23 protein-coding genes are annotated in these 24,364 nt (G+C 70.7%); 7 read left to right on the top strand and 16 right to left on the bottom strand.

Annotated elements, in window-relative coordinates; genetic code table 11:
• Positions 1–126: 126 nt before the first annotated feature.
• The 3 genes from uraD to MKK51_RS25915 all read left to right on the top strand — a co-directional run bounded on the left by uraD (position 127) and on the right by MKK51_RS25915 (position 1,740).
• Positions 127–1,023: a 2-oxo-4-hydroxy-4-carboxy-5-ureidoimidazoline decarboxylase gene (uraD, locus tag MKK51_RS25925; RefSeq protein WP_243982537.1), complete on the top strand. Its 897-nt coding sequence runs from the start codon at positions 127–129 to the stop codon at positions 1,021–1,023.
• 152 nt (positions 1,024–1,175) lie between these two features.
• Positions 1,176–1,385: a hypothetical protein gene (locus MKK51_RS25920; protein ID WP_243982536.1), complete on the top strand. Its 210-nt coding sequence runs from the start codon at positions 1,176–1,178 to the stop codon at positions 1,383–1,385.
• Between the two features lie 91 nt (positions 1,386–1,476).
• Positions 1,477–1,740, top strand: a complete 264-nt coding sequence (locus MKK51_RS25915; RefSeq protein ID WP_243982534.1) for a hypothetical protein — start codon at positions 1,477–1,479, stop codon at positions 1,738–1,740.
• An 83-nt stretch (positions 1,741–1,823) separates the two neighbouring features.
• On the opposite strand, the gene MKK51_RS25910 is transcribed toward MKK51_RS25915, so the two are convergent.
• The 6 genes from MKK51_RS25910 to MKK51_RS25885 form a co-directional block, all read right to left on the bottom strand.
• Positions 1,824–2,879, bottom strand: coding sequence for a BMP family ABC transporter substrate-binding protein (locus MKK51_RS25910; RefSeq protein ID WP_243982533.1), 1,056 nt, complete (start codon positions 2,877–2,879; stop codon positions 1,824–1,826).
• Positions 2,880–2,973: 94 nt separating this feature from the next.
• Complete coding sequence (locus MKK51_RS25905; RefSeq protein ID WP_243982531.1) at positions 2,974–3,900, bottom strand: ABC transporter permease; 927 nt, start codon at positions 3,898–3,900, stop codon at positions 2,974–2,976.
• Positions 3,901–3,928: 28 nt separating this feature from the next.
• Entirely contained in the window at positions 3,929–5,020 is a 1,092-nt protein-coding gene (locus MKK51_RS25900) for an ABC transporter permease (protein WP_243982520.1), read from the bottom strand.
• A 344-nt stretch (positions 5,021–5,364) separates the two neighbouring features.
• The gene (locus MKK51_RS25895; RefSeq protein ID WP_243982518.1) at positions 5,365–6,966 is read right to left on the bottom strand and encodes an ABC transporter ATP-binding protein; all 1,602 of its coding nucleotides are present in this window, start codon (positions 6,964–6,966) and stop codon (positions 5,365–5,367) included.
• A 2-nt stretch (positions 6,967–6,968) separates the two neighbouring features.
• The gene (locus MKK51_RS25890) at positions 6,969–8,333 is read right to left on the bottom strand and encodes an 8-oxoguanine deaminase (RefSeq protein ID WP_243982516.1); all 1,365 of its coding nucleotides are present in this window, start codon (positions 8,331–8,333) and stop codon (positions 6,969–6,971) included.
• Between the two features lie 64 nt (positions 8,334–8,397).
• Positions 8,398–9,420 carry a hypothetical protein gene (locus tag MKK51_RS25885; protein WP_243982514.1) on the bottom strand — a complete coding sequence of 341 codons (1,023 nt, stop codon included), beginning with the start codon at positions 9,418–9,420 and terminating at the stop codon, positions 8,398–8,400.
• 469 nt (positions 9,421–9,889) lie between these two features.
• Here MKK51_RS25885 and MKK51_RS25880 point away from each other — a divergent pair, with 469 nt between their 5' ends.
• Both MKK51_RS25880 and MKK51_RS25875 read left to right on the top strand, forming a co-directional pair.
• Positions 9,890–10,564 carry a cysteine hydrolase family protein gene (locus MKK51_RS25880; protein ID WP_243982512.1) on the top strand — a complete coding sequence of 225 codons (675 nt, stop codon included), beginning with the start codon at positions 9,890–9,892 and terminating at the stop codon, positions 10,562–10,564.
• A gap of 52 nt (positions 10,565–10,616) precedes the next feature.
• On the top strand, positions 10,617–12,209 hold the full coding sequence (locus tag MKK51_RS25875; RefSeq protein ID WP_243982510.1) for a regulator: 1,593 nt from the start codon (positions 10,617–10,619) through the stop codon (positions 12,207–12,209).
• Between the two features lie 146 nt (positions 12,210–12,355).
• On the opposite strand, the gene MKK51_RS25870 is transcribed toward MKK51_RS25875, so the two are convergent.
• From MKK51_RS25870 to MKK51_RS25830, 9 genes are all read right to left on the bottom strand, one after another.
• Positions 12,356–12,592 (bottom strand): DUF2171 domain-containing protein, encoded by a 237-nt coding sequence (locus MKK51_RS25870; RefSeq protein WP_243982508.1) that lies wholly within the window; start codon positions 12,590–12,592, stop codon positions 12,356–12,358.
• 12 nt (positions 12,593–12,604) lie between these two features.
• Entirely contained in the window at positions 12,605–13,207 is a 603-nt protein-coding gene (locus MKK51_RS25865) for a ferritin-like domain-containing protein (protein ID WP_243982505.1), read from the bottom strand.
• Between the two features lie 196 nt (positions 13,208–13,403).
• Entirely contained in the window at positions 13,404–14,012 is a 609-nt protein-coding gene (locus MKK51_RS25860; protein ID WP_243982504.1) for a hypothetical protein, read from the bottom strand.
• A 142-nt stretch (positions 14,013–14,154) separates the two neighbouring features.
• A complete protein-coding gene (locus MKK51_RS25855; protein ID WP_243982501.1) occupies positions 14,155–14,367 on the bottom strand; it encodes a hypothetical protein in 213 nt (70 codons plus the stop codon).
• A gap of 473 nt (positions 14,368–14,840) precedes the next feature.
• Entirely contained in the window at positions 14,841–15,917 is a 1,077-nt protein-coding gene (locus MKK51_RS25850; RefSeq protein WP_243982499.1) for a glycosyltransferase, read from the bottom strand.
• Positions 15,918–15,927: 10 nt separating this feature from the next.
• On the bottom strand, positions 15,928–16,881 hold the full coding sequence (locus tag MKK51_RS25845; protein ID WP_243982498.1) for a galactosyltransferase-related protein: 954 nt from the start codon (positions 16,879–16,881) through the stop codon (positions 15,928–15,930).
• Between the two features lie 34 nt (positions 16,882–16,915).
• Positions 16,916–18,034: a glycosyltransferase gene (locus tag MKK51_RS25840; protein ID WP_243982497.1), complete on the bottom strand. Its 1,119-nt coding sequence runs from the start codon at positions 18,032–18,034 to the stop codon at positions 16,916–16,918.
• Between the two features lie 16 nt (positions 18,035–18,050).
• A complete protein-coding gene (locus MKK51_RS25835; RefSeq protein ID WP_243982495.1) occupies positions 18,051–18,923 on the bottom strand; it encodes a glycosyltransferase family 2 protein in 873 nt (290 codons plus the stop codon).
• Positions 18,913–20,967 (bottom strand): HAD-IIB family hydrolase, encoded by a 2,055-nt coding sequence (locus tag MKK51_RS25830; RefSeq protein ID WP_243982493.1) that lies wholly within the window; start codon positions 20,965–20,967, stop codon positions 18,913–18,915. The genes MKK51_RS25835 and MKK51_RS25830 overlap by 11 nt, the downstream gene beginning before the upstream one ends.
• A gap of 72 nt (positions 20,968–21,039) precedes the next feature.
• On the opposite strand from MKK51_RS25830, the gene MKK51_RS25825 reads away from it, so the two are divergent.
• Together MKK51_RS25825 and MKK51_RS25820 are read left to right on the top strand one after the other, a co-directional pair.
• Positions 21,040–22,080, top strand: coding sequence for a glycosyltransferase family 4 protein (locus tag MKK51_RS25825; protein WP_313898840.1), 1,041 nt, complete (start codon positions 21,040–21,042; stop codon positions 22,078–22,080).
• A gap of 8 nt (positions 22,081–22,088) precedes the next feature.
• On the top strand, positions 22,089–23,279 hold the full coding sequence (locus MKK51_RS25820; protein WP_243982482.1) for a glycosyltransferase family 4 protein: 1,191 nt from the start codon (positions 22,089–22,091) through the stop codon (positions 23,277–23,279).
• On the opposite strand, the gene MKK51_RS25815 is transcribed toward MKK51_RS25820, so the two are convergent.
• Positions 23,267–24,250 (bottom strand): hypothetical protein, encoded by a 984-nt coding sequence (locus MKK51_RS25815; protein ID WP_243982480.1) that lies wholly within the window; start codon positions 24,248–24,250, stop codon positions 23,267–23,269. The two genes, MKK51_RS25820 and MKK51_RS25815, sit on opposite strands and share 13 nt — an antisense overlap.
• Between the last annotated feature and the right edge of the window lie 114 nt (positions 24,251–24,364).

Here is a 24,364-nt window from a genome sequence, read left to right as displayed (position 1 = left end):
CAAGGCGTGTGCCACCCGGCGAGAGGGGCGATGGCGCGGCCCGCGTCACGCGCATGGCCCGTTGCCTGCACCGGCCAGGCCTGCGATGCGTCGTCATCGCCTGCCTTCAACGGGGACCCCGCCGCCATGGCGTCGACACTCGCAGCTCTCAACGAGGCCTCGGACGCGGATTTCGTGGTGGCGCTCGGTGCCGTGTTCGAACACGCGCCCTGGGTGGCCGAGGCGGCCCTGCCGCAGCGGCCCTTCGCCACCGTGGAGGCGCTGTTTTCCGCCATGCGCGATGCGGTCCGGGATGCGCCGGAGGCCCGGCGCCTCGCCCTGCTCACCGGCCACCCCGAACTCGCCGGGCGCGCCGCCCGCTCCGGGGCCATCGCCCCCGATTCCATCGCGGAGCAGGCCGCCGCCGGCCTCGATCGGATGTCGGACGCGGAATACGCCCGGTTCGAGGCGCTCAACGCGGCCTACCGCGAGAGGTTCGGCATCCCCTTCATCCTGTGCGTCAAGCGGCACGGCCGCGCCTCGCTGTTGCGGACCTTCGAGGCGCGGCTGGCATCCGCTCCCGAGATCGAGCGGCGCACCGCCGAGGCCGAGGTGATGCGGATCGCCGCGATCCGCCTGAACGCCCTGGTGAGCGGCCCCGGGCCGCTCTCGACCACGGGCCGGATCTCGACCCATGTCCTCGACACCGTCCGGGGGAAGCCGGCCGCCGGGGTGGCCGTCGACCTCGTCGAGTTCGTCTCGGCGACGGAGACGGCGCTGGTGGCGCGCGCTGTCACCAACGCGGACGGCCGCACCGACATGCCCCTGATCCACGGGCGCCCCGTGCCGATCGCCACCTACGAACTGCGTTTCGGCCTCGGCGATCACTTCCGGCGGGTCGGACCGGCTTCGGGGCTCGACCTCCCCGAACCGCCCTTCCTCGACATCGTGCCCCTGCGCTTCGGGGTGGGCGACCCGGAGGGCCATTATCACGTGCCGCTGGTGGCGACCCCCTGGAGCTACCAGACCTATCGCGGGAGTTGACGCCGCGGCTCGCATCGGTGGCGCAGGGGCGCGGGAGACCTGCCGGCCGGCATGGCTCTTGCTGAAAGATCGACCGTCGGCCCGAAAAGCCGATCCGACAACTTCGACCGAGAGCATAGCCGGCTACGAAGCCGACGTCAGGAGCGTGTCCGATGCGTGCGTCCCGAGCCATCGGCTTCAGCGTCCCTCTGGTGGCCTGGCTCTTCGCAGGGTGCCTGTTCGGCGGCGGAATGGTCTGCGCCGTTCCGGGAGCGCAGGCACAGGGCAGCCTGACCCCGTTGGCGGGGCAACCGCGTGTCACGGCGCCCGGTGGCCTTCGCGGCCGGGCCGTCCGCCGCCACAGAACGCACCGCCGCCGCTGACCGCGCGGAACCTCCTCAGCCTCGAATCGATTTTCACCGCGCGAACAAAGACTTGCTCATCGGCTCCGACTGTCTTGGAAGGTCATCGACCATGCGTATGACGATTTCGGCCCTCGCTCTGTGCGGGCTCTTCGGGTTGACCGGCGCGGCCCTGGCCCAGGGGACCGGGGCGCCCGCCGGCCGCGACCCGGCGACGGCGCCCGGCGGGACCGAGGGGATCGCGGGTCCGGAGAACGAGCGGGAGGCGATCCGGAGCGGCGATGCCGTCGCAGCGCCGCGCGGCGTCGGGGTGCCGGCTCCTCCGCCCTCCGACGAGACGAGGCCCGAGCGGCCGGTGCGCAGCGAGCGCCCCTGATCGCGACGATACCCTCAGAGCGACGAAGCCCCGCCGGGACGCTCCGGCGGGGCTTCGTCGTTCGAGGTGCGTCGCGGCCGGGGCTATTGGGTCAGCTTGTCGTCGATCCCCTTCACGTACCAGTTCATGCCGAGGATCATCGGGTCGGGCGCGGTCTCGCCCGCCTTGACGGCGACGCTTCCGTCCTGCTTCAGCACCGGCCCCGCGAAGGGGTGGATCCTGCCGTCCGCGATGCCCTGCTTGGTTGCCTCGGCCATGGCCTTCACGTCGTCGGGCATGTTGGTGAAGGGGGCGAGCACGACCATGCCGTCCTTGATGCCGCCCCAGGTGTCGTGGCTCTTCCAGGTGCCGTCGAGGACCGCCTTGGCCTCCGCGATCACGTAGCCGTTCCAGTCGTCGGTGATGGAGGTGAGCTGGGCCTTGGGGGCGAAGCGGTACTGGTCGGAGGACTGGCCGAAGGCGAGCTTGCCCTGCTTCTCGGCCTCCTGGAGGGGGGCGGCCGAGTCGGTGTGCTGGGTCAGGATGTCGGCCCCCTGTGCGAGGAGCGCCTTGGCCGCCTCCGCCTCCTTGCCCGGATCGAACCAGGTGTTCACCCAGACCACCTTGATCTTGATGTTCGGGTTGACCGCCTGCGCCCCGAGCATGAAGGCGTTGATGCCGCTGACGACTTCCGGGATCGGGAACGACGCGATGTAGCCCAAAGTGCCGGATTTCGAGAGCGTGCCGGCGATCTTTCCGCAGACGTAGCGGCCTTCGTAGAAGCGGGCGGAATAGGTCGAGACGTTGTCGGAGCGCTTGTAGCCGGTGGCGTGCTCGAACTTCACCTTGGGAAACTTCCGCGCCACTTTCAGCGTCGGCTCCATGAAGCCGAAGGAGGTGGTGAAGATCAGGCCGGCGCCGGAACGGGCGAGTTTCTCGATGGAACGCTCGCTGTCGGCCTCGGGCACGTTCTCGAGGAAGGTGGTCTCGACCTTGTCGGGCAAGGCCTCCGCCAGGGCCTTGCGGCTGAGGTCGTGCTGGTAGGAATACCCGAAATCGGCGACCGGCCCGACATAGACGAAGCCGACCTTCAGCTTGTCGGCCGCGAGGGCCGGCCCGGCGGCGAGCATGGCGCACAGAACCGCACCGCCGAGTCTCATTGACCTACCCCGCATGATGGACCTGCCCCGCATCGTGTCGTCCCCCTCGATCCATGACCGCGCGCTCGTCGGCGCCGTTCATCGGCTCTGCACATCATCGGCTCGGCGTGAAGACCCGCCCGAGCGAGGCGGGCGCCAGCGAGCCGCCGTGGCGCTGCCCGAGAGAGAGCAAGACCAGGGCCAGGATGGTGGCGAGATAGGGCAGGGCGGACAGGAACTGGCCCGGCAGGCCGAGGCCGGCGGCCTGGGCGTGGAGCTGCAGGACCGTCGCCCCGCCGAACAGCAGGGCCCCCGCCGCGACCCGCAGGGGCCGCCACGAGGCGAAGACCACCAGGGCGAGGGCGATCCAGCCGCGCCCCGCTGTCATACCCGGCGACCAGAACGGCGTGTAGGCGAGCGCGAGATAGGCCCCGCCGAGCCCGGCGCAGGCCCCCCCGAACAGCACGGAGAGGAAGCGGACCTTGCGGACCTTCAGCCCGAGGGCGTGGGTCGCCACGTGGTCGTCGCCGATGGCGCGCAGGGTCAGGCCCGCCCGCGTCCGCCACAGGAACCACGACACCGCCGCCACGAGGGCGATCGCCGTATAGACGAAGGCGTCCTGCCCGAAGAGGAGCCGGCCGATTCCGGGCAGGTCCGTGAGGCCGGGGAGGGACAGGTGCGGCGCCGGATCGCGCTTCATCCCGACGTAGTTCGCACCCACCAGCCCCGACAGGCCGAGTCCCAGGATGGTGAGCGAGAGGCCGGAGGCGACCTGGTTCGCCGCGAGCCCGACGGTGAGGATGCCGAACAGGGCGGCCAGGAGCAGGCCGGCGCCGGCGCCGGCGAGCGCGCCGAGGAGGGTCGAGCCGGTCTGCACCGCCACGGCGAAGCTGACGGCCGCGCCGAAGATCATCATCCCCTCCACCCCAAGGTTCAGCACGCCGGAGCGCTCGGCGACGAGCTCGCCGATGCCGGCGAGGATCAGGGGCGTCGCGGCCGCCAGGACCGTGACGAGGACCATCTGGACGATGTCGAGGGTCATGACCGGCTCCGATATCCCTCGAAATGACTTACGAGATCGCGCGGCCAGAGGGGCCGCCCGGCACGAGCCGCACGTGATAGCCGGCGAACACGTCGGCCCCGAGGACGAGGCCGAGGAGCAGGCCCTGGAAGGCGCGGGTCAGGTCGAGGGGCAGCTTCAGGTCGATCTGCGCGCCCTCGCCGCCGATGGTGGTGAGCGCGATGACGAGGGCGGCGATCAGGATGCCCGGCGGCGACAGCCGCCCGAGGAAGGCGACGATGATCGCGGTAAAGCCGTAGCCCGGCGAGATCTCCGGCTGGAGCTGCCCGATCTTTCCCGCCACCTCGACGATGCCGGCCAGGCCCGCCGCGCCGCCGGAGATGGCGAAGACGGCGAGCGTCAGGCGGGCATCGGAGAAGCCGGCGAAGCGCGCCGCCCTCGGGCTCGCACCCACCACCCGCACCTCGAATCCGAACAGGGTGCGGGCCAGCACGACGGTCGCCAGCACCACGGCGAGAAAGGCGATCACCACGCCCGCATGCAGCGTCTCGCCCTCCATGAGGTAGGGCAGCCGCGCCGCGCCGTCGAAACCGACGCTCTGGGGAAAGTTGTAGCCCGCCGGATCGCGCAAGGGGCCGCGGACCATGTAGTCGAGGAGGAGCTGGGCGACGTAGACGAGCATCAGGCTCGTGAGGATCTCGGAGACGCCGAGGCGGACCTTCAGCACCGCCGGGATCATCGCGTAGGCGGCCCCCGCGAGCGTCCCGGCGAACAGCATCGCGGGCAGGATCCAGAGCGTGAACCCGCCCGTGCCGTGGGTGGCGACGCCGACCCAGCCGCCGGCCAGGCCGCCGACGACGAACTGGCCCTCGGCGCCGATGTTCCAGAGGTTGGCGCGGTAGCAGAAGGCGAGGCCGGTGGCGATCAGCGCCAGGGGCGCGGCCTTCAGGGCGATCTCCTGGAGCGACCAGATCTCGCTCAAGGGGGTGACGAAATAGGTGACGAAGGCCTCGCCCGGCGAGACGCCCAGGCCCGCCACGGCGAGGCCGCCGATCAGCACCGCCGCCACGAAGGCGAGCGCCGGAGAGAGGATGTCGAGCACCGGAGAGCGGCGGGTGCGGGGAACGAGGTCAAGCCGCATGATGCCCTCCGCGTGTCGCCGGACCCGGCGCGCCATCCCGCTGCCGTCCGAGCAGGGCCGTCCGGGAATGGCTTTCGAGGAGGGAAAGCATCCCTTCTTCCCGCGCGGCTACGCCGTTCACCCATCTCGCGGGCAGCACGGGTCCCCTCTCCTGGAAGGAGAGGGACAGGGTGAGGTGTGTGAGTTTTCCGGAGATGGACCACACCTCACCCCACCCCTCTCCCTCCAGGAGAGGGAGACGGTCGCGCTTCATCGTGGTGCCTTCGGTTGGCGGGGATAGCCGCCGGGCAGATGAGTGAATCCCGTAGCCTCTGCGGAGGGGCGAGGGGACGCGCGGGCACCGGTCAGTGCGCATGGGCCACCGTCCTCGACGCGTCGTGAGGTTCGGCCGAAGCGTCGCCCGATCCGCCCATGAGCAGGCCGATGGCCTCGCGGGTCGTCTCGCCCGACGGCACCGCCGTCGAGAGCGTCCCGTCGTGCAGCACCGCGATGGAGCCGGCGATCTCGAACAGCTCGTCGAGGTCCTGGCTGATGACCAGGATCGCGGCGCCGCGCGCGGACAGATCGATCACCGCCTGCCGGATATGCGCCGCCGCCGCCGCATCGACGCCCCAGGTCGGCTGGTTGATGACGAGGACGCCGGGCTCCGCCAGGATCTCGCGGCCGACGACGAACTTCTGGAGGTTGCCGCCCGACAGGGTGCCGGCGGCGGGGTCGGGCCCCGCCTTGCGCACGTCGAAGGCCTCGATCACCCGCCTGGCGAGGTCGCGCGCGGCCCCGAGACGGATCAGGCCGAAGCGGGTCAGCGGCGCGGACGGGTAGCGCGAGAGCAGGGCGTTCTCGGACAGGCTCATGAGAGGCGCCGCCGCGTGGCCGTTGCGCTCCTCCGGCACGAACGCGGCGCCGAGGCGCCGGCGCGCGTTGATGCCGAGCGCCCCCACGGCGGCGCCGTCGATGCGTACGGAATCGGGGTCCGGCGCGCGGGTCTCGCCCGACAGGGCGGCGAAGAGTTCGGCCTGGCCGTTGCCCGCGATGCCCGCGATGCCGAGGATCTCTCCGCCGGAGACGGCGAGGGAGACGTCGCGCAGCGAGGTGGCGTGCAGGCCCGGCGCGGGGAGGCTGAGGCGATCGAGGCGCAGGCGTTCCGGACCCACCGTCCCGGCGGCGCGCCCGGTGACGTCGCGGACCGCGCTGCCCACCATCATGGCGGCAAGCGAGCGGGCCGTCTCCTCCTGGGGATTGCAGGCCCCCACTACCTTGCCGCCGCGCAGGATGGTGGCGCGCACGCAGAGGCGGCGCACCTCGTCGAGGCGGTGGGAGATGTAGAGCAGCGCACGGCCCTCCGCGCGCAGGCGTTCCAGCACGGAAAACAGCACCTCCGCCTCGCCGGGGGTGAGCACCGAAGTGGGCTCGTCGAGGATGACGAGGCTCGGGTCCTGGAGCAGGCAGCGGACGATCTCGATGCGCTGGCGCTCGCCCGCCGAGAGCGACCAGACCGGGCGATCCGGTTCGAGATGCAGACCATAGTCGATGCCGAGCTTGGCGATGCGGTCGGCCAGCGCCCGGCCGGACAGGTCCCTGGGCATGACGAGGGCGATGTTCTCGGCCACCGTCAGGTTCTCGCAGAGGGAGAAATGCTGGAAGACCATGCCGATCCCGAGCCGGCGGGCGGCTTCCGGATTGGGCAGCTGGACGATGTCGCCCTTGTGCGTGACGACGCCCTCCGTCGGCTCCAGCAGGCCGTAGAGGATCTTCATCAGGGTCGATTTGCCGGCGCCGTTCTCGCCCAGGAGGGCGTGGATCTCGCCGGCGCGGATCTCGAGATCGACGCCGTCATTCGCCGTGAAGCTGCCGAAGCGCTTGACGATGCCGTAGGCGCCGAAGAGCGGCGTCGGTCCCTGCCTCGGGCCGGGCGGCGGGGCGGAGGTGAGGGGCGCGGTCGCCATCGTCAATGCGTGCCGAACAGGTGTCGGGCGAGGCGCGTGTGCTCCTCGCGAAGCCGGTGGGTGTCGAGCCCGACCGGGTGCCCGTCGATCACCCGCCAGTGCCCGGCGACCATCACCCGGTCGGCCCGGTGCGCCCCGCACAGGACCAGGGCCGCCAGCGGATCGTGACTGCCGGAAAAGCGCAGCTCGTCGAGGGTGAACAGGGCGAGGTCGGCCTCGCGGCCCTCCTCGATCCGTCCGATGTCGCTGCGGCCGAGGCAGGCGGCGGAGCCCTCCGTCGCCCAGCGCAGGGCGTCGAGATGGGTGACCTTCTCCGCGCCGTAGGTGAGGCGGTTCAGCATCAGGGCGTGGCGGACGCCCTCCATCAGGTTCGAGTTGTCGTTCGAGGCCGAGCCGTCGACACCGAGGCCGACGGGGCTGGCCGCCGCTTCGAGTTCGCAGGTCCGGCAGAAGCCTGAAGCCAGGGTCATGTTCGAGGTCGGGCAGTGGCAGATTCCGACCCCCGCCTTGCCGAGGCGGGCGATTTCCGCGTCGTTGAAGTGGATGCCGTGGGCGAGCCACGCGCGCGGGTTCATCCAGCCGACCTCCTCCAGATAATCGACCGGGCGCAGCCCGACGGTCGACAGGCAATAGGCCTCCTCGTCGAGGGTTTCCCCGAGATGGGTGTGCAGGCGGCAATCGTAGCGTTCGGCCAGCGCCGCGCTCTCCCGCATCAGCCGCTTCGTCACGGCGAACGGCGAGCAGGGCGCCAGCCCGATCTGCACCATGGCGCCGGGGGCGGTGTCGTGGAACAGGTTGAGCACCCGTTCGCTGTCCGACAGGATGGTGTCGTCGTCCTGAACCAGGGTGTCCGGCGGCAGGCCGCCGTCACGCACCGACAGGCTCATCGAGCCACGGGTGACGTGGGCGCGGATGCCGAGCGCCCGCGCCTCCTCGACCTGGATGTCGACGGAGGCCTCGAGACCTTTCGGGAACAGGTAGTGGTGGTCGCCCGCCGTGGTGCAGCCCGACAGCAGGAGCTCGGTATAGGCCAGCCGGGTCGCGAGGCGGAACGCCTCCGGGGTGAGCCTGTCCCAGATCGTGTAGAGCGCCTTCAGCCAGGGAAACAGCGGCTTGTTGATCGCCAGGGGATGGGCGCGCGTCAGGGTCTGGAAGACGTGGTGATGGGTGTTGACGAGGCCGGGAATGACCACGTGGCGCGAGGCGTCGAAGGTCTCGTGTACCGCCGCCGCCGGCGTCCCGCCCGACGCCACGCGCTCCACGATGCGCGACCCCTCGACGACGATGCCGCCGGCGGCATCCGCCGCGAGGATCGCCAGCGGGTTCCTGATCCAGAGGCGATGGGCTCCGGCGTCTCGTTCGCTCATCCTGACTCCCGATGTCATGGGCCCCGGAGCGGAGCACAGTTCAGCCCGTTCGGGTATCCGTGCGTCAGAAGATGTGAAAGGCGATGCCGGCGAGGAAGCTCTTCTCTTCGTTGCCCTTGAAGGTCGCGCGATCGACGTTGCCGAACTTGTTCAGCCAGTATTGAAACCCGATGAAGGCATCGAGCTTGTTGGGCTGGTTCCAGACCAGTTTGCCGACATCGAGGACGAGGTTCGTCCGCGACAGGAACTCGACGCCCGTCCCCGGATAATAGCCGCCCGGATAGTTGAACGGGTCGCGGATGCCCTTGCCCTTCGGCGTCACGATGTTGTTGAAGCCGGCGATGCTCAGGGGAAGGTTCGGGATGAAGGTCAGCGGGAAATTGTAGACGATCTCGAACTCGGGAACGGTATCGAAGCTGACGTCACGATCGGGCTGGACGTTGAAGCCGTTGCGGTTCCATTCCTTGTAGGCGTGGGCGCTGATGTTGAGGAAGCCCGCCGGCACGTCCACCGAGAATGTCAGGCCCCCGACGACGTCGCGCTTCTTCGGGCCGAAGGCGGTGTTCTTCGCGTTCGCATCGAAGCCGAAGGACAGCGAGACGTCCTTGACGATGCCCGGAACGGCGAAGGCCTTGGTCCCGGTGAGGGCGTTCAGGCTCAGGGTGCCGCGGTAGAGGCCGTAGGCTTCCGTGGCGCCGTGGTCGTATTGCGCGAAACCGCCCGGGACGTTGGTGGTCCCCGCCGGATCCTGGGACGTCGATTGCAGGATGTCGAGAGAGAAGAAGTTCGTGCCGTAGGCCCAGGCGTCGGCATGGGAGATGTTGGTGATGTATTTCGGGATGTCGCGATTGCGGAAGCTGCCATCCGCCTTCTGGATCTGCACGCCCGGCTCCGCGGCCGGGAACTGGTAGCGAAAGCTCACCTGGGTATCGGAGAACAGGAAGAAGGGCGGCGCCTTCATCGGTGCCGGCTCCGCGACCCCGAGCGTCCTCGCCGGATCGAGATCGGCCGCCATGCTGCATTCGATCGAGCCGCATCCGATCATGCTGAGCGACAGAGCCGCAGCCGTGAGCCCCCGTGCGATCATCGTGCTTCTCCTCGTTTGCAACCCGTGAGGGGATGCCCGCAACCGATGTGCCATGGCGGGCCACCGGCCGACCGCCGGCGGGGAGAGTCATATAATTGCAACGAATCCCCGGCATGGGGCCGCGAGGCGATCACCTTGCGGCACGCGGGACGCCGCCGCCGCACACTCCGCGATCCTCGTTCACCCGAGCGGCGTCGAGGGTGCCTTCGAGACCCTCGACGCCGAGAGTGCCCTCGCGTGGGAAACCGCCGGCGGGACCGCCCGGGGCGGACGGCCGCGCCGGGTCCGCGCAGGCACGCGCGCCTGCAGCGCTGACGGCGCCGGCTCCCGCCGGGGAGCGTGTAGAGAAGCTCGCCAGGACGAGGCGAAACTTCGGGCATCGAAGTGCAGGGTTTGGGCAAGGTCTTTCCCGTCCTTGCATCCATGATGAGGCGCCGTCGGTTCGATTCGCGATGGCGCAAGGCCTCTCATGCCCACCCTCCTCGACGCCCAGCCGTCCCCGCTGTCCTTCGATGCGTTGCGTACGGCCCTCATCATCATCGACATGCAGCGCGACTTCCTCGAGCCAGGCGGCTTCGGGGAAAGCCTCGGCAACGACGTCTCGCTCCTCGCCTCCGCCGTGCCGCCGACGAAAGCCCTCCTCGACGCGGCCCGCGCGTCCGGACTCCTGGTCGTGCATACACGCGAGGGTCACCGGCCGGACCTCTCCGATGCGCCTCCGGCCAAGCTGGAGCGCGGTGAGCCCACGGCGCGGATCGGTCAGCCCGGACCGATGGGCCGCATCCTGATCCGCGGCGAACCCGGGCACGACATCATTCCCGCGCTGGCGCCCCGGGAGGGAGAGCCGGTGATCGACAAGCCGGGCAAGGGCGCCTTCTACGCCACCGAACTCGCCGACGTGCTCGCGGCCCGCGATATCGCGACCCTTCTCGTCTGCGGCGTGACCACCGAGGTTTGCGTGCACACGACGGTGCGCGAGGCCAATGACCGCGGCTATCGCTGCGTCGTCGTCGCCGATGCCTGCGGTTCGTACATCCCCGATTTCCACGCCGCCGGCCTCGCGATGATCAAGGCGCAGGGCGGCATCTTCGGCTGGGTGTCGGATTCGGACAGCGTCATCGCTGCCCTCGGCCGTCACGGCTGACCCGCTTTTTTCGGCGCGGCGTCTGCCCCGCCCTGGCATGACGGAGGGCACCATGGTGAGCGGCATGACGAACACGGCCGGCGCATCCGGCCGCCCGGCCCTCTGGGTGCCCGGCGACTGGAACGCGTTCTTCGGCTTCGGCACCAACATCCTCGTCAACATGTTGGTGCTCACCGGCCTGCTGCGCTTCGTCCTCGGCATGCCCGACGCGATCACCTTCGGCCGCATCCTGCCCGCCGTGGGCCTGATGCTCTTCCTCTCCACCGCCTATTACGGCTGGCTCGGCTACCGGCTTGCCCGGGCCACCGGCCGCGACGACGTCTGCGCGCTGCCCTCCGGCATCAGCGTGCCGCATATGTTCATCGTGGTCTTCGTGATCATGCTGCCGATCAAGCTCTCCACCGGCGATCCGGTGAAGGCCTGGGAGGCGGGGCTCGCCTGGGTGTTCATCCAGAGCTTCATGCTGATGATCGGCGGGTTCATCGCCCCCGTCATCCGGCGCATCACGCCGCGCGCGGCGCTCCTCGGGACCCTCGCCGGCGTCTCCGTCACCTTCATCGCCATGCGCCCGGCGCTGGAGCTGATCCAGACCCCGGTGATCGGCGTCGTCGCCTTCGCCATCATCCTGCTCGCGTGGTTCGGCGGCGTGCGCTATCCGGGCCGCCTCCCGGCCGGCCTCGTGGCGATCCTGTTCGGCATGGCCGTCGCCTGGGGCGCCAAGCTCGTCGGGATCGACATCGGCGGGGTCAGCGGCGCCGGCCTGACGAGCGCGCTTTCCGGCATCGGCGTCTCGGTGCCGCTGCCGGCCATCGGTCACGTCTTCGGCGGCTTCGAGTTCATCGGGATCATCCTGGTGACGGCGATCCCCTTCGGCATCTACGACCTCGTGGAGGCCATGGACAACGTGGAGAGCGCGGAGGTGGCGGGCGACCCCTACCCGACCACGCGGGTGCTCACCGCCGACGGGCTGGTCAGCCTGATCGGCTGCCTCATGGGCAACCCCTTCATCAACGCCGTCTATATCGGCCATCCCGGCTGGAAGGCGATGGGGGGGCGGATCGGCTATTCCTTCGCCACCGGCATCGTCGTCCTGATCCTGGCCTGGCTGAACCTGATCTCGCTGATCTCCAGCGTGGTGCCGATCGTCGCGATCTCGCCGATCCTGCTCTATATCGGCATGCTGATCGGGGCGCAGGCCTTCCAGGAGACGCCGCATTCGCACGCGCCCGCCATCGTGCTGGCCTTCGCGCCGCATCTCGCCGCCTGGGCCAAGACGCTGATCGACGGGGCGCTGGGGGCGGCCGGCACCAGCGCCGCTTCGGTGGGCATGGACAAGCTCGGACAGGTGGGCGTGCTCTATCACGGGCTCGCCGTGCTCGGCGAAGGCGCGATCCTGGGCGGGCTGATCCTCGGCGCCATCGCGACCTTCATCATCGAGCGCGACTTCGCGAGGGCCTCGGCCTTCGCGGCGGCCGGGGGCGTCCTCACCTTCTTCGGCTTCATGCACGGGCCCGCCGTCGGCTTCGCGGTGACCCCGACCCTGGCGCTGGCCTACATGCTCGTCGCGGGCCTGCTCTTCGTGGCGGCCCGCGGCGCGGTCCCTGTCCCGGCGATGGCAGCGACCGCGCACGCCCCGGCGGAATAGGTTTCGCGCCGCGCGCAGGCACGGCGACCAGCGCTGAGCCCGCAAAGTCCACGCCCGAGCGCCCCGTGCCGACGGGTGCCGTCGCCAAACCGAAAAAGGGGCTGCCGCATCGGCAACCCCTCCGGATTCCAGTCCGGCGCGTCGGGCTATTCCGCGGTGCCCCACTCGTCCTTGGCCTGGGCGGAGGTCCGGTTCAGCTTGACCTTGCCGTCCTCCACCGCAGCGATCGAGTCGATGTGGAGGAAGTGGTGCCGGCCCTGCGCCTCGGGATCGGTCCGGGTGAGCTTGATGCGCTGCCCGTCGAGATGATCCACCGTGCCCACATGCCCGTCATCGGAACCGACGACCGGCATGTGCTCCTGGATCTTGCTGGTATCGACCATGACGCGACCTCCCTACTCGGCCTTGGACTTGGACTTAGCCTTCGACTCGGACTCAGCCTTGACGCCCTTCTTCCGGGGAGCCGCCTCGTCTTCCGTCCCGGCCTCGTCTTCGGTCCCGGCTTCCTCCGAGCCCTCGACGTTGATGCTCTGGGCGATCTGCGTGAGGAGTTCGTCGGTCTTCTTCTCTTCCTGAAGGGTTTCGTCGAGGAGCTTGGCGGCATCCTCGTAGCCGAGCTGGCTCGCCCAGGTCTTGAGCGTGCCGTAGCGGGCGATCTCGTAATGCTCGACCGCCTGTGCGCAGCCGATCAGGACCGCGTCCGCCGCCGGGCTGTCGCCGAAATCCTCGAGATCCTCGTCCATCTCGGCGGTGAGGCCCTGCATGGCCTCGCAGGTCTTGGCCCGCGCCGACTTGCCGATGATCTCGAACACCTGCTGAAGGCGCTCGACCTGAACGGCGCTCTCCTCGGCATGGGTCTCGAAGGCCTGACGCAACTCGTCGTGCTCGGCGGATTTGGCCGACTTCTTCAATGCACGAACGGATTGCTTCTCCGCGTAATAGACGTCCTTGAGGGTCTCGTAGAAAGCGTCATGCAAGGTTTTCTGCTTGGCGGCCATAGACATCATCCCAGTTGAACGAGTGTATTATTTCGTACCGACGCGGCATGGCGCTGTCAGTCCTCCAAGGAACGCTCGCTTTGCCTTGCGGCTCCCAAAAAATAGATATCGATATTTGGGGGAAAACTATGGGGATTGTGACCGGCCGTGGAACCTTTTACCTCCGGGGCTGCCATGCCTGGCGGTCGAGCCGATGTCAGGACGCGGCGGGAGGATGGAGCCGCAGGCGCCCGGCCTTGCCGCAGGCCGTGAACCAGTCCCGCTCGGCCTCCCAGGGGTGGCCGGACCAGCCGGCAAAGCCGAACCCGTAGACGTCGATCGGGGGCAGGGACGGGCTGCGCCCCTCGATGATGGCGAGGGCCACGAGGAAGCCCGTGCTCGGATTCGGGGTGCCGGAGACGCGCGGGGCCAGCAGGTGGCGGGCGCGCTCATGCAGGGCGGACGGGAGGGCATGGATCGGGCGGCGGGCGAGCTTGTCCCTCAGGGGAGCCGTCCAGCAGACGCGCTCATGGGCACCCTCCTCGTCCGGCGCGAGTTCGGGGAAGGCCAGCAGGTAGCTGCGGGCCTGCCGGATCACGGGGCGATCGAGGAACCCGTCATCCTCCACCCAGGCGCGGGCCTGGCCTCCGCGATTGACGAGGGCGAGGATGGTCACGCGCGATCCCGCCGGTCCGCCGAACCCCGCGGCGTTGTTGAAGCGCACCACGCAGGACGCTGCGTCGATGGCCCTGCCGTGATCGCCGATCTCCCGCGCGTTGCCGACGAGGGCGAGGTGGGGATCGTCGAGATCCGGCCATGACGACATGGGCTGAGTTCCTGGGAGCCGGCCTCCGGCGCGGCACGGATGGTCCGATCGGGTCGCCGGGATCGGCGGGTCGGCGTTGGCTTCGATCGGTAGGAGGAGGGGTCGGGCTTCCGGCGCGGACGCACCGGCAGGGCGGCGAGACCTAGGACGGTCCGTCCGACCGGACCAGGGACGATCCGGGCGCCGTCCGCTCCATGGTGTTGAGGACGTCGGCGAGGGCATCGGCCGCCTCCCGGCCCAGTCCGACCTGACGGACGCCCTTCACCAGCGCGGGCTCCAGCGTCTTGGTGTCGTAGACCGTCCACCCTCCGAGTTCGGGAGCGACGGCGTAGACGGCATGTTCGTTGTCGTTCATGGCGCGCCTCGCATTCGACGACAGAGGATAGGGCGCTCAGGTTCAACTCCCAGCCTTATGGAACGGCTCCTCGTCGACGGCCGGCTTCATGCCGCGCGGGGCGAAAAGTACGGAAAAACCCGCCTCGGCCGAAGCCGGGCGGGTGAAGTTTTGCTCATAGGAAGGCTCCTCTCGAGGAGCGCCGGCACTATGTTGCCATTGGTATACCAGCGTCAAGCCCGGAACGTGGCCGGATCACCGGAAACCGCCATCCCGTCGGCTCGGTGCCGGCGTGTCGGGTCATCCGGAACGGCGGGCGACCGTCCGTCCGTGAAGCTGCGTCGGACGACGAACGACCCGTTGCCGAGGAGATGATGGCCCTGAAGGAGGACGGCGAAATCGACCGCTCCGTCGCCGTGGGGGGTGTCACCCTGCCGGCGACGCCCGAGGCGGATCATCCAGATCGACGGGAGGCGTGTCCCGTCCCGCTTTCCCTATCGATCCCGGCTGCGGGGATGCGGTTGCCGGACGTCGGCGTAAAGCGCCTCGCATGCGTCCAGCCAGACGTCGTGGGTGAAATGGCGGCGGACGCGGTCATGCGCCCTGCGTCGCGGGATGGCCAAGGCCCGCCCGATCGCGTCGGCGAGGGCGGCGTCGTCTCCGGGCGGGGCGAAGGCGCCCGCCTCGCCGATGACCTCGCGGGCCGCTCCCCTGTCGATGCTGGCCACGGGCAGGCCACTGGCCATGGCCTCGATGGCGACGAGGCCGAACGGCTCGTCCCAGCAGGGCGTGAACAGGAAGACCGAGGCGCGTCCGATCTCCGCCGCGAGGGAGGCTCCGTCGAGATGGCCGCCATAGCGGATCGCCCCGCCGAGGAGGGGCCTGACCGTCTCCTCCCAGTATCCGGCATCCTCCGTCGAGCCGAACAGGGTGAGGGCGATGCCCGCCCTCCGCGCCGCCGCGATGGCGAGGTGCGTCCCCTTGTAGGGCGTGATCCGGCCGCACCAGACGGCGCTGCCGTCGCCACGGTCGCGGTAGGGCCAATCGGCCGGGTCGATGCCGTTGGGGAGCACCGACACCTCGGGGGGCGCCCCGTCCGGGAACCAGGCCCGCAGCTGGCTCTGTGAGGTCACCGTGATCCGGTGCGAGGGGGCGACACCGTCGTGGACGAACCAGCGCAGGGCATCGTAGGGCGGCACGTGGAGGGAGGTGACGGTGGGCACCGCCTCCGTTCGCCCGCGCGCCAGAGGAAGGCGGCTGAGGCTGTTGTTATGGACCACGTCGAAGCCCCCGGCGGCGATCCGGTCGCAGGCGGCGGCGTAGCCGGCATCGAGATGGGCGATCAGCGCCGGGTTGCCGGTATGCTCCTGGCCGGGGAACGTCCGTTCCTGGTGCTCGGGCAGGACCGGGTCGAGGGTGAAGCGCGGGTCGCTGTCGCCGGAGGCGAACAGCACGACCTCGTGGCCGCGGGCCTGCAACCCTCGGGCGAGGTGCCAGCTATGGGCCTCCATGCCGCCCTTGAACGGCTGGGCGATGGGCTGGCGCACATGGGCGAGGAGCGCGATCCTCATCGGATGGCTTTCATGCCGGCTCGGGCTCCGCCGCGAGGCCCCCGGCCGGTTCGGTGAGGGCGGCGGCGATCCGCGCATCGAGGATGCGGATGACCGAGGCGGTGTTGGCGTAGGGCTGGTGGCTCTGCTGGCCCGTGAGCGCCAGATCGTCGGCATCCGGGCGGCGCAGGATCCGGATCGGCCGTCCGGGCGTGTCGTCGATCAGGCCCATGAGGCGGAACGCATGGAGCCAATGGCCCATGGTCCGGTAGCCCCATTTCGCCTCGAACAGTTCGGCGTTGCGCACCACGCTGTCGAGATGATGGATCGGCGGCATGTGGTGCGGGTGATACTGGTGATAGGCGCGCGCGCCTTCGAGCCAGGCGATGGCGATGCCCCGCGTATCGAGGAGCTTGCCGAAATCGGTGTCCTCGCCGCCATAGCCCGCATAGCGCTCGTCGAAACCGCCGAGGCCGAGGAAGGTCGCCCGCCGCATGGCGAAGTTCAGGGACCAGAAGCAGCGGTAATCGGTGCAGATCTCGATGCCCTCGCCCGGCGGGCCGCGCCGGTCGGAATGCCGGACGGCCACGTCCGCGAAGGCGTCGCAGCTCCACGCGCCGGCGGTGGCGCCGCCGGGGAGGTAGAGCACCTCGCCCATGAGCAAGCCGTCGCATTCCTCGAGGCGACGGGCGTAATCCGCCACGAGGGTGGGCGCGGGGATGCAATCCACGTCGAGGAAGACCACCGCCTCCCCCGACGCGGCCGCCACGGCGCGGTTGCGGGCGGCGGCGAGAGGCAGCGGGTCGCCCGCCACGGCGATCTGGCGGATCGGGAACGGCGCCTCCGGCAGGTCGTAGGGCTGGTCCTGCATGCGGGCGACGACGAGTTCGGCGGGAGCTTGCGTCTGGCGCATCAGGCCGAGGACGAGGTTGGTGAGATGCGTAGGCCGTCCCTTGGCCAGCGTCACGACGGAAACGGTCGACATTCTCGAGGTCCGGTTCTTGGGGGAGCGGAAGGGGTCAGGCGGCGGGCGCGGCGGGGGCGCCGGCCCAGAGTTCGTCGGTGAGGGATTCGAGCCAGCCGGCGGCGCGGGCGGCGGCCTCCGGGGCGTGGAGCGGGCGCAGGGTCTCGCCGTCGAGGCGGCGCGCCCGGTCGAGGAGGTCGCGCCAGCCCTGGAGGTCGCCGGGCCAGTGCGGGGCCTGCACGGCGACGCCGAGGCGCACCAGGGCCTCGGCCTTGCGCGTCTGCTCGCCGAAATAGCGCCATTCGGGCATCACCACGAGGCGCCCGCCCACCCGCGCGACCTCGTGGACGGTGTTGTCGCCGGCCGAGGCGATGACGATGTCGGCGGCGGCGAGGTAATCGGTCACGGACGGCACCCAGCCGAGTTCGCGCAGGTTGCCGAAATCGGTCTCGTGACCCTCGCGGTGGGTCGGCCCCAGGGTCAGCCAGAGGGCGTCGGGCACGGCGCGCGCCGCCACCGTGAGGGGCGCGTAGGGCGTGCCGCTGCCACCGCCCCCGGTCACGGCGACGACGATTTCCCGGTCGGGATCGAGCCGCAGGCGGGCGCGGGCCTCGGCGCGAGAGAGCACCGGATCGACGCTGGTGCACAGGCCGCCGCTGTAGAAGGTCCGGGCGCGCAGATAGTCCGGGTAATCGTCCTGCTCCAGCCGCTCGTCGAAGGGGGCGAGCATGCCGATACAGGCCTCGTAGGCGCCCACATGGCCGATGTCGGAGCGGTCGCCGTGCATGCGGATCTGTACCGCCGGCACGCTCGCCGCGCGCGCCAGCAGGGCGATCTCGGCCGAGACGTCCACCACGAACAGGCCGACCTCCCGGTCGTCGAGATGATCGAGGATGGTGCGCATGGTCCGGCGCGTCTCCCTCACGCCCAGCGGCACGCAGTGCATCACGCGGGGCGTCGGCTCGGCGAACAGGCGCGCGGTGGGCACCCTGGCGCCGATCATGTTGGGCAGGGCGACGATCTCGATGTCGCGGGAGAAGCCGTCGAACAGGCTCGGATCGGCGGTGAGGACGGAGACCGGCCGCGTGGCGGCGAACTCGGCCACCACGGCGCGGGTGCGGTTGGCGTGTCCGCGCCCCTGGTGGTGGACGAAGAAGGCGATGGGTTTCGTCATGGGACTCGGGGTGGGTTCAGGAGAACAGGCGCGTGCCGGGCTGCCGGGCGGCGGCGATCTCGGCGGGGTCGGGTGTGCGCAGGCGCCGGATGGAGTCGGCCTGTCCGTCCCAGGCGATGAGGCCGGCATCGCGGAACTGGCCGAGCCAGTATTCCATGCACCAGGTGCCGTGCCGGGCATGGAAGCGGGTGGCATTGCGCAGGATCGACTCGAAATGCGGCAGCGGCGGCACGTGGACCGGATGATGCTGGTGGTAGGCCCGCGCCCCGGCGACCCAGAAGGTCGGCAGGCCGGAGGCCGAGAGGCGCACGGCGAAATCGGTTTCCTCGCCGCCGTAGCCCGAAAAGCCCTCGTCCATGCCGCCGACGCTGCGGTAGGCAGAGGCCGGGAGGGCGAAGGACAGGCCCCAGAGCTCCCTCGCCTCCGGCTCCGGGCGGAGGCCGTTCTCGGGAATCGGGGGTTTGGCCGGATGCACGCGCCCGGCACGGTCGAGTGCTTCGTAGTCGAGGCTGAGGCCCACGGCGCCCTCGGGCAGGTAGAGCACCTCGCCGAGCAGCAGCGCCTCGGCCTCGGCTCCGGCATAGGCCGCGACCAGTCCCGTCCCGGGGATGCAATCCACGTCGAGGAAGATCAGGCGCTCGCCCTGCGCCGCCTCGGCGGCGCGGTTGCGGGCGGCGGCGAGCGGCATCGGCTCCCCCGGCACGTGCAGGTGCCGGACGGGACAGCCGGGATCCGGCAGGTCGGGGGCCGGCTCCGGCTGCATCCAGGCGATCACGAGTTCCAGGGGCGCCACCGTCTGCCGGGCGAGCCCGCGCATCAGGTTGCGCAGATGCCCGTCCCGGTGGCGGACCAGGGTGAGGACGCTCGCCGAGGCCGTGCTAGCCGGCATGGACGGGCATCTTCCGGAAATGCGCGACGCCCTCGATGACGCCGCGCGCATGCGAGGCGCTGGCGACGTAGGAATGGCCGAGCGCCGCATGGGTGGCGAGGTCGTCGGAGAAATTAGCGACGATGATCGCCTGTCGCCGCACGCGCAGCATCTCCACGTCGTTGCCGGAATCGCCCGCCACGAACACGTTGCCTTCGGCGAGGCCATACAGCGCGCGGACGTGGTCGACCGCCGTCCCCTTCGAGGCCGCGGGCGGCAGCACGTCGAGGTAGCGGCCGTGGCTGTGGATGATCGAGGCGGCGAGACCCGCGGCGTCGAGTCTGCCCCGCACGCGCCGGGCGGTGGCGGCATCGCCGAAATAGCTGAGCTTGTGCGGGCGCTGTTCCAGGGGGCCCTGCGGAACGAGGTCGGGAACCTGCCCGAGCACGGCCCTCACCTCCTCCCGGCTCCAGCCGCGGGACACAGCGTCCCGCCAGGACCGGTCGGCGGTGTAGCTCACCCCGTTGGCGTCGAGATGATAGATCTCCGAGCCCACCGACGTGATCATCACCTGGGGGCGCGGGCTCGCCTGCTGCTCCAGGATCGCCATGGCGCTGTGGAACGACCGCCCGGTGGCGACGCCGAAGGCGAGGCACTCCTGCTCGCTGCGCCATTGGCGGAACGCGGTGAGACCGGCATCGCATCCGACCAGGGTGTTGTCGATGTCGCAGATCAGGAGCTGGCGCGGAGGGCTCGGCGGCGCCTCCGCCGCCGCGAGGGCCCGCAGCAGGGCGTGGTAGCGCAGGGCGTGCCGGTCCCAGTCGTAGGCGGCCGCCGCCCGCTCGCCGCCGGCGACGTAGCGGTCGCGCAGGCCGGGCTCGGTGAGGATGCGCAGGCAGGCCCGCGCGATCTCGGCCGGATCACGCGGATCGACGAGGAGGCCGTTGCCGCAGGTCTCGACGATGTCGTTGGGACCGCCGCTGTCGGTGGCGACCAGGGGCAGGCCGGCGGCGGAGGCCTCGATCAGGGTCAGGCCGAAGGGCTCGTTGAGGGCCGGGTTGACGAACACCCCGCCGCGCTCGCGGGCATAGGCGTAGAGGGCCGGCACGTCGTCGGGGCGGTGGGTTTTCGGATAGGCCACCCGCCCGTAGAGGTCGTGGCGGTCGATGAGCACGAGGAGGTCGCGCATGGTCTCGGCCATGCCGCCGTCGAGGTCGTCGAGGTCGTCGCGGGTGCCGGCCACGAGGACGAGGTTGGCGCGGGCCTGGAGCTCCGGGCTCTCGCCATAGGCGGTGACCAGGGCGGCGAGGTTCTTCCTGGCCACGGGCCGGGCGAGGGCGAGCAGCGCGGGCTTGCCCGGCTCGCGCAGGAAACGGTCGATGGAGGCGTCGACCCGTGGGCAGGTCCGCGCCGCGTGGAAGCGCGCCAGGTCGCTGCCCGGCGGCAGGACGCGGATGCGACCGGGATCGTAGGCGGCATAGGTCGCGTATTGCACCTCGCCCTCGTCGCGGGAGGAGGCGATGACCAGGGCGGCGCGGGCCAGGGCCGTTTCCTCGGCGGCGATCCGGTGCGCCAGGGACGGGGTATCGTTCGACGGCCGGCCCATGGCGCGGGCCTTCACCCGCCCGAGGGAATGCGCGGTGAACACGAAGGGGATGCCCAGCCGGTCCTCGACCAGGGCGGCGACGGCGGCGGCATCGGCGTAATGCGCGTGGAGGATGGCGGGGCGCACGGGCTGCGCGGCGATCCAGGCGACGAGGGCTTCGGCGAAGCTCGCCACCTCCCCGTGCAGGGCTTCCTTGGGCAGGTAGTCCGGCGACGCGCTGGCGAGTCGCACGATCGTCACCTTGCCCGATACGGCTTCCTCGGGCACGGCATAGTCGGCCCCGAGCGCACTCTCGAACAGGCGGGTGGCGATGACGATCCGGTCCGCGGCCGTGTCCCCGGCACAGGCCCGGACGAGATCGAGCAGGTAGCGGATATGGCCGCCCGTATCGGCGGTGAGGCCATAGGCGACATCGTCACCGCGAAGACATCCTTGAAGCGCGATGTGAAGAACGAACATCAGCGGCGGGGTGCCGACACGTCAAGCAAGGATGAAATGTCGACTTTCATACCTAAAACGCAAGAACAACCCGTGATCCGTGTCGCGCAGGTTGCACCCAACATCTTCCCGACCCCTCCGACGCATCATGGCGGGACGGAGCGCGTCATCCACGATCTCAGCATAGCACTGCGAAACTTGCAGGTTGACGTAACGCTCTTCGCCCCGGCGGACAGTGTGACAGATATACCAAGGGTCGGGGATCATCTCAGTCTCGCCGCCCTGGAAGCCCGTGAGGGCCGGGTGGCTCCGGGGGTGCCCGCGGCCCTGGAAGCGCTGCAGATGGAAGCGCTTGCCCGTCGCCTCGACGATTTCGACATCGTCCATTGCCACGGCGAGTTCGCGCATGCGCCCGTGCTCGGCGCGCGGCGATGCCGCAGCCTGACGACGGTGCACTGGCGCGTGGACGAGCGCGACCGGGCGCTGTTCTTCGCCGGGTTTCCCGACCTGCCCGTGGCGGCGATCTCGGCGGCGCAGGAAGCCGGCATCCCGGCGGCGAACCGCGCCGGCATCGTCCATCACGGCATCGCCCGCGACCGTTACGCCCTGTGCAGCGAGCCGGAGGGCCATCTCGCCTTCGTCGGCCGGATGACCGACCAGAAGCGGCCCGACGTCGCCATCCGCGTCGCACGCGCGGCGGGCCTGCCGATCCGCCTCGCCGGGACGGTGGACGTGGGCAACCCGGATTATTTCGACAGGGCGGTCCGCCCGCTGCTCGGTGACGACGCCGTCTATGTCGGCCCGGTGGACGATCGTGCCAAGGGCCGGCTCCTCGGCGGCGCGCGCGCCCTCCTGTTTCCCATCGACTGGCCCGAACCCTTCGGCCTCGTGATGATCGAGGCCATGGCCTGCGGCACCCCGGTGATCGCCTGGAACCGGGGCTCCGTGCCGGAGATCGTCGAGGACGGGGTCACGGGCTTCGTCGTCTCCTCCGAGGCCGAGGCGGTGGCGGCCCTGGCGCGGGTGGGCGAACTCGACCGGGCCGAGGTGCGCCGCTGCTTCGAGGCACGCTTCACCGCCGAGCGCATGGCCGCCGACTACCTCGCGATCTACCGGCGCCTGCTCGGCCGGTGAGCGGGCGCATGCGCACGGCGCTCCTCGCCTGGGACTATCCCCCGGCCCCGAGCGGGCTCTCCACCGCCGCGCGCGAGATCGCCGAGAGCCTGAGCGCGCTCGGCATCACCGTCACGGTGTTCACCCTCGACCGCACCGGGTCCGGCGACCATGGGGGCGTGACAATCGAGGGGATCGGTCTCCCGCCGGGCTCCCCCCTCGCGCGGCTGCGCCAGTGGGGATCGGCCGGGCACCTCGCCGCGCCGATGGCCTTCCGCCGGGCGGTGCTCCGTGCCCATGCCCGGACTCCCTTCGCCTGCATCGAGGCCACGAACTGGTACGGGCCGGCCTGCCTCCTCGGAGGCGGCGGAGCCCCGCCCCTGGTGACCCGCAACTCGACGCCCGCCGCCTTCTCGCGCGAACCGGCCGCCTCCCTGCGCGACCGCCTCGACGGGCTCGCCGCCGACCGGCTTGAACGCCGGCAGGCCAGGGCGAGCGCCGGCCTCATCTCGAATACCGGCGAGCACGCGGGGCGAATGACGGCGCTCTATGGCTTGCGCCCCGCCCGGCCCCACGCCGTCATCGGCCTGAGCCTGCCCCCGGAGATGCTCGACCGCGCGCGCGCCGCGCCCTACCCGGAGGCTACGGACGGTCCGGTGCGCCTGCTCTTCGTCGGCCGGGCCGAACCGCGCAAGGGGTTCGATCTGCTGCTGGCCGCCGCCGCGATCCTCGGTGCCGACCACGAGGCCGGAACGCTTCCCCCCTTCGAGATCGCCCTCGTGGGCGTGCCCGAGGCCGACCTCCCGGCGGATTGTCCCGCCGTCGCGCGACGGCGCCTGCGTCCCCTCGGCCGGATCGATGGCGTGGCCCTGGAGGCCGCCTATGGGCAAGCGCATGCGGTGCTCGCCCCCTCGCGCTACGAGAGTTTCGGCCTCGTCTACCAGGAAGCCCTGGCCCATGGCCGCCCGGTGGTGGCCTGCGCCGTGGATGCCAGCGCCCGCGCCTTCGTCGGCGCGCCGGGCGCCGGGCTGCTGGCGTCCGAGGCGACGGGGGCGGCCCTGGCCGACGCCATCCGGCCGCTGCTCTTAGATTCCGGCTTGCGCCTGCGCCTGCGGGACCGCGCCCTGGCGGCGAGCGGCGCCTTCGATCGGGCGCGGCTCGGGTCCGAGACCCTGGCGCTCTACGAACGGGCCATCGCCGGAGCGCGTCAGGGCCGGTAGGGGCGCAGAAGCGCCGTCTCCTCCTCCGGTCGCCCCCGGCCGGGGTCCATCGCCTCGTAGCGCCGGGACCGCGCCTCCACATGGGCACGGGAGAGCCGGTGCTCGATGGCGCCGTGGAGGGTGATGAAGCCCCGCCGCCATTCGCCGCCGAGATCGGGACGCTCGTGAACGCGCCCGCGGAAGCGGACATGCATGCGATTCAAGCGGTACTGAACGTCCGGATAGACATCCGACAGAACCCCGTCGACGCGGTTGCGCCGGGGCAGGCCGATGGAGAGGACGTCCCCCTCCTCGGCCAGGGCGGCAAGGGCCGGAAGCAGCTCACCCACGGCGGGCGCAAGCGCCTCGTCGGCGTCGAGCTGGAGCATCCAGGCACGCCGCGACAGGTCCTGCAGCGCGTTGCGCTGCGCCGCGAAATCGTCGGCGAGGGGACGGGCGGCGATCCGAACGGCGCCGGAGGGATAGCCGCGGATGGGCGCGGCGGATGGCGGGCCGTCGGGAGCGTCGACGAGGATCGCCACGTCATTGGTCCAGGCCGCATGGGCGGGGAGGCCGGCCAGCACCGCCTCCAGGTCCTGAGGTCGGCAGAGAAGGCCGAGGGAGACCGTCGCCGGCCGTCCGGCGTTGAGATCGAACAGGTCACCGGCGGCGGCCCGCTCGGAATGCGGATGCAGCAGGGCCGCCCGGTCGGCCTCGCGGACCGCGCGCACGCCACGGCGGAGGCGGGTCGCGGCAAGGCGCAGGGTGTAGATGTCGAGACCGTAGGGCGCTTGCGGATCGAGGCGGAACGCGCGCCCGGCCAAGCCCCGCGCGAGATCAGCCCAGCATGCGGCCGGGTCCGCCCCGTCTTGGACCAGCACGCCGCACGAGGCGCAGGCGAAGGGAAACGCCCGCCGCCGCCCATCCTCATGGACGATGTGCCGGTCCGTCGGTTCGAGGAGGTCGGCCTCACAGACGAAGCAACGTCGCATGGATCCCATTCATCGCGCCCGGCCAGCGGCGTCCCGTTGGCTTCTCACCAAGCGGCTTTGCGGGAGGAGCCTGCCGGGGGCACCGCCTCCTGCGCCCGGCCACCTCTTCCCGAT

The sequence above is a fragment of the Methylobacterium sp. E-045 genome, from assembly GCF_022829685.1.
Taxonomy (GTDB): Bacteria; Pseudomonadota; Alphaproteobacteria; order Rhizobiales; family Beijerinckiaceae; genus Methylobacterium.
The sequence above is the reverse complement of the archived record's forward strand: the minus strand, read 5'-3'. Positions and strand labels throughout refer to the sequence as shown.

Bases quoted from the DNA above. Each gene is read 5' to 3' on its own strand.
- uraD (WP_243982537.1), top strand. From the start codon at position 127: ATGGCGTCGACACTCGCAGCTCTCAACGAGGCCTCGGACGCGGATTTC.
- MKK51_RS25920 (WP_243982536.1), top strand. From the start codon at position 1,176: ATGCGTGCGTCCCGAGCCATCGGCTTCAGCGTCCCTCTGGTGGCCTGG.
- MKK51_RS25915 (WP_243982534.1), top strand. From the start codon at position 1,477: ATGCGTATGACGATTTCGGCCCTCGCTCTGTGCGGGCTCTTCGGGTTG.
- MKK51_RS25910 (WP_243982533.1), bottom strand. From the start codon at position 2,879: ATGAGACTCGGCGGTGCGGTTCTGTGCGCCATGCTCGCCGCCGGGCCG.
- MKK51_RS25905 (WP_243982531.1), bottom strand. From the start codon at position 3,900: ATGACCCTCGACATCGTCCAGATGGTCCTCGTCACGGTCCTGGCGGCC.
- MKK51_RS25900 (WP_243982520.1), bottom strand. From the start codon at position 5,020: ATGCGGCTTGACCTCGTTCCCCGCACCCGCCGCTCTCCGGTGCTCGAC.
- MKK51_RS25895 (WP_243982518.1), bottom strand. From the start codon at position 6,966: ATGGCGACCGCGCCCCTCACCTCCGCCCCGCCGCCCGGCCCGAGGCAG.
- MKK51_RS25890 (WP_243982516.1), bottom strand. From the start codon at position 8,333: ATGAGCGAACGAGACGCCGGAGCCCATCGCCTCTGGATCAGGAACCCG.
- MKK51_RS25885 (WP_243982514.1), bottom strand. From the start codon at position 9,420: ATGATCGCACGGGGGCTCACGGCTGCGGCTCTGTCGCTCAGCATGATC.
- MKK51_RS25880 (WP_243982512.1), top strand. From the start codon at position 9,890: ATGCCCACCCTCCTCGACGCCCAGCCGTCCCCGCTGTCCTTCGATGCG.
- MKK51_RS25875 (WP_243982510.1), top strand. From the start codon at position 10,617: ATGGTGAGCGGCATGACGAACACGGCCGGCGCATCCGGCCGCCCGGCC.
- MKK51_RS25870 (WP_243982508.1), bottom strand. From the start codon at position 12,592: ATGGTCGATACCAGCAAGATCCAGGAGCACATGCCGGTCGTCGGTTCC.
- MKK51_RS25865 (WP_243982505.1), bottom strand. From the start codon at position 13,207: ATGGCCGCCAAGCAGAAAACCTTGCATGACGCTTTCTACGAGACCCTC.
- MKK51_RS25860 (WP_243982504.1), bottom strand. From the start codon at position 14,012: ATGTCGTCATGGCCGGATCTCGACGATCCCCACCTCGCCCTCGTCGGC.
- MKK51_RS25855 (WP_243982501.1), bottom strand. From the start codon at position 14,367: ATGAACGACAACGAACATGCCGTCTACGCCGTCGCTCCCGAACTCGGA.
- MKK51_RS25850 (WP_243982499.1), bottom strand. From the start codon at position 15,917: ATGAGGATCGCGCTCCTCGCCCATGTGCGCCAGCCCATCGCCCAGCCG.
- MKK51_RS25845 (WP_243982498.1), bottom strand. From the start codon at position 16,881: ATGTCGACCGTTTCCGTCGTGACGCTGGCCAAGGGACGGCCTACGCAT.
- MKK51_RS25840 (WP_243982497.1), bottom strand. From the start codon at position 18,034: ATGACGAAACCCATCGCCTTCTTCGTCCACCACCAGGGGCGCGGACAC.
- MKK51_RS25835 (WP_243982495.1), bottom strand. From the start codon at position 18,923: ATGCCGGCTAGCACGGCCTCGGCGAGCGTCCTCACCCTGGTCCGCCAC.
- MKK51_RS25830 (WP_243982493.1), bottom strand. From the start codon at position 20,967: ATGTTCGTTCTTCACATCGCGCTTCAAGGATGTCTTCGCGGTGACGAT.
- MKK51_RS25820 (WP_243982482.1), top strand. From the start codon at position 22,089: ATGCGCACGGCGCTCCTCGCCTGGGACTATCCCCCGGCCCCGAGCGGG.
- MKK51_RS25815 (WP_243982480.1), bottom strand. From the start codon at position 24,250: ATGCGACGTTGCTTCGTCTGTGAGGCCGACCTCCTCGAACCGACGGAC.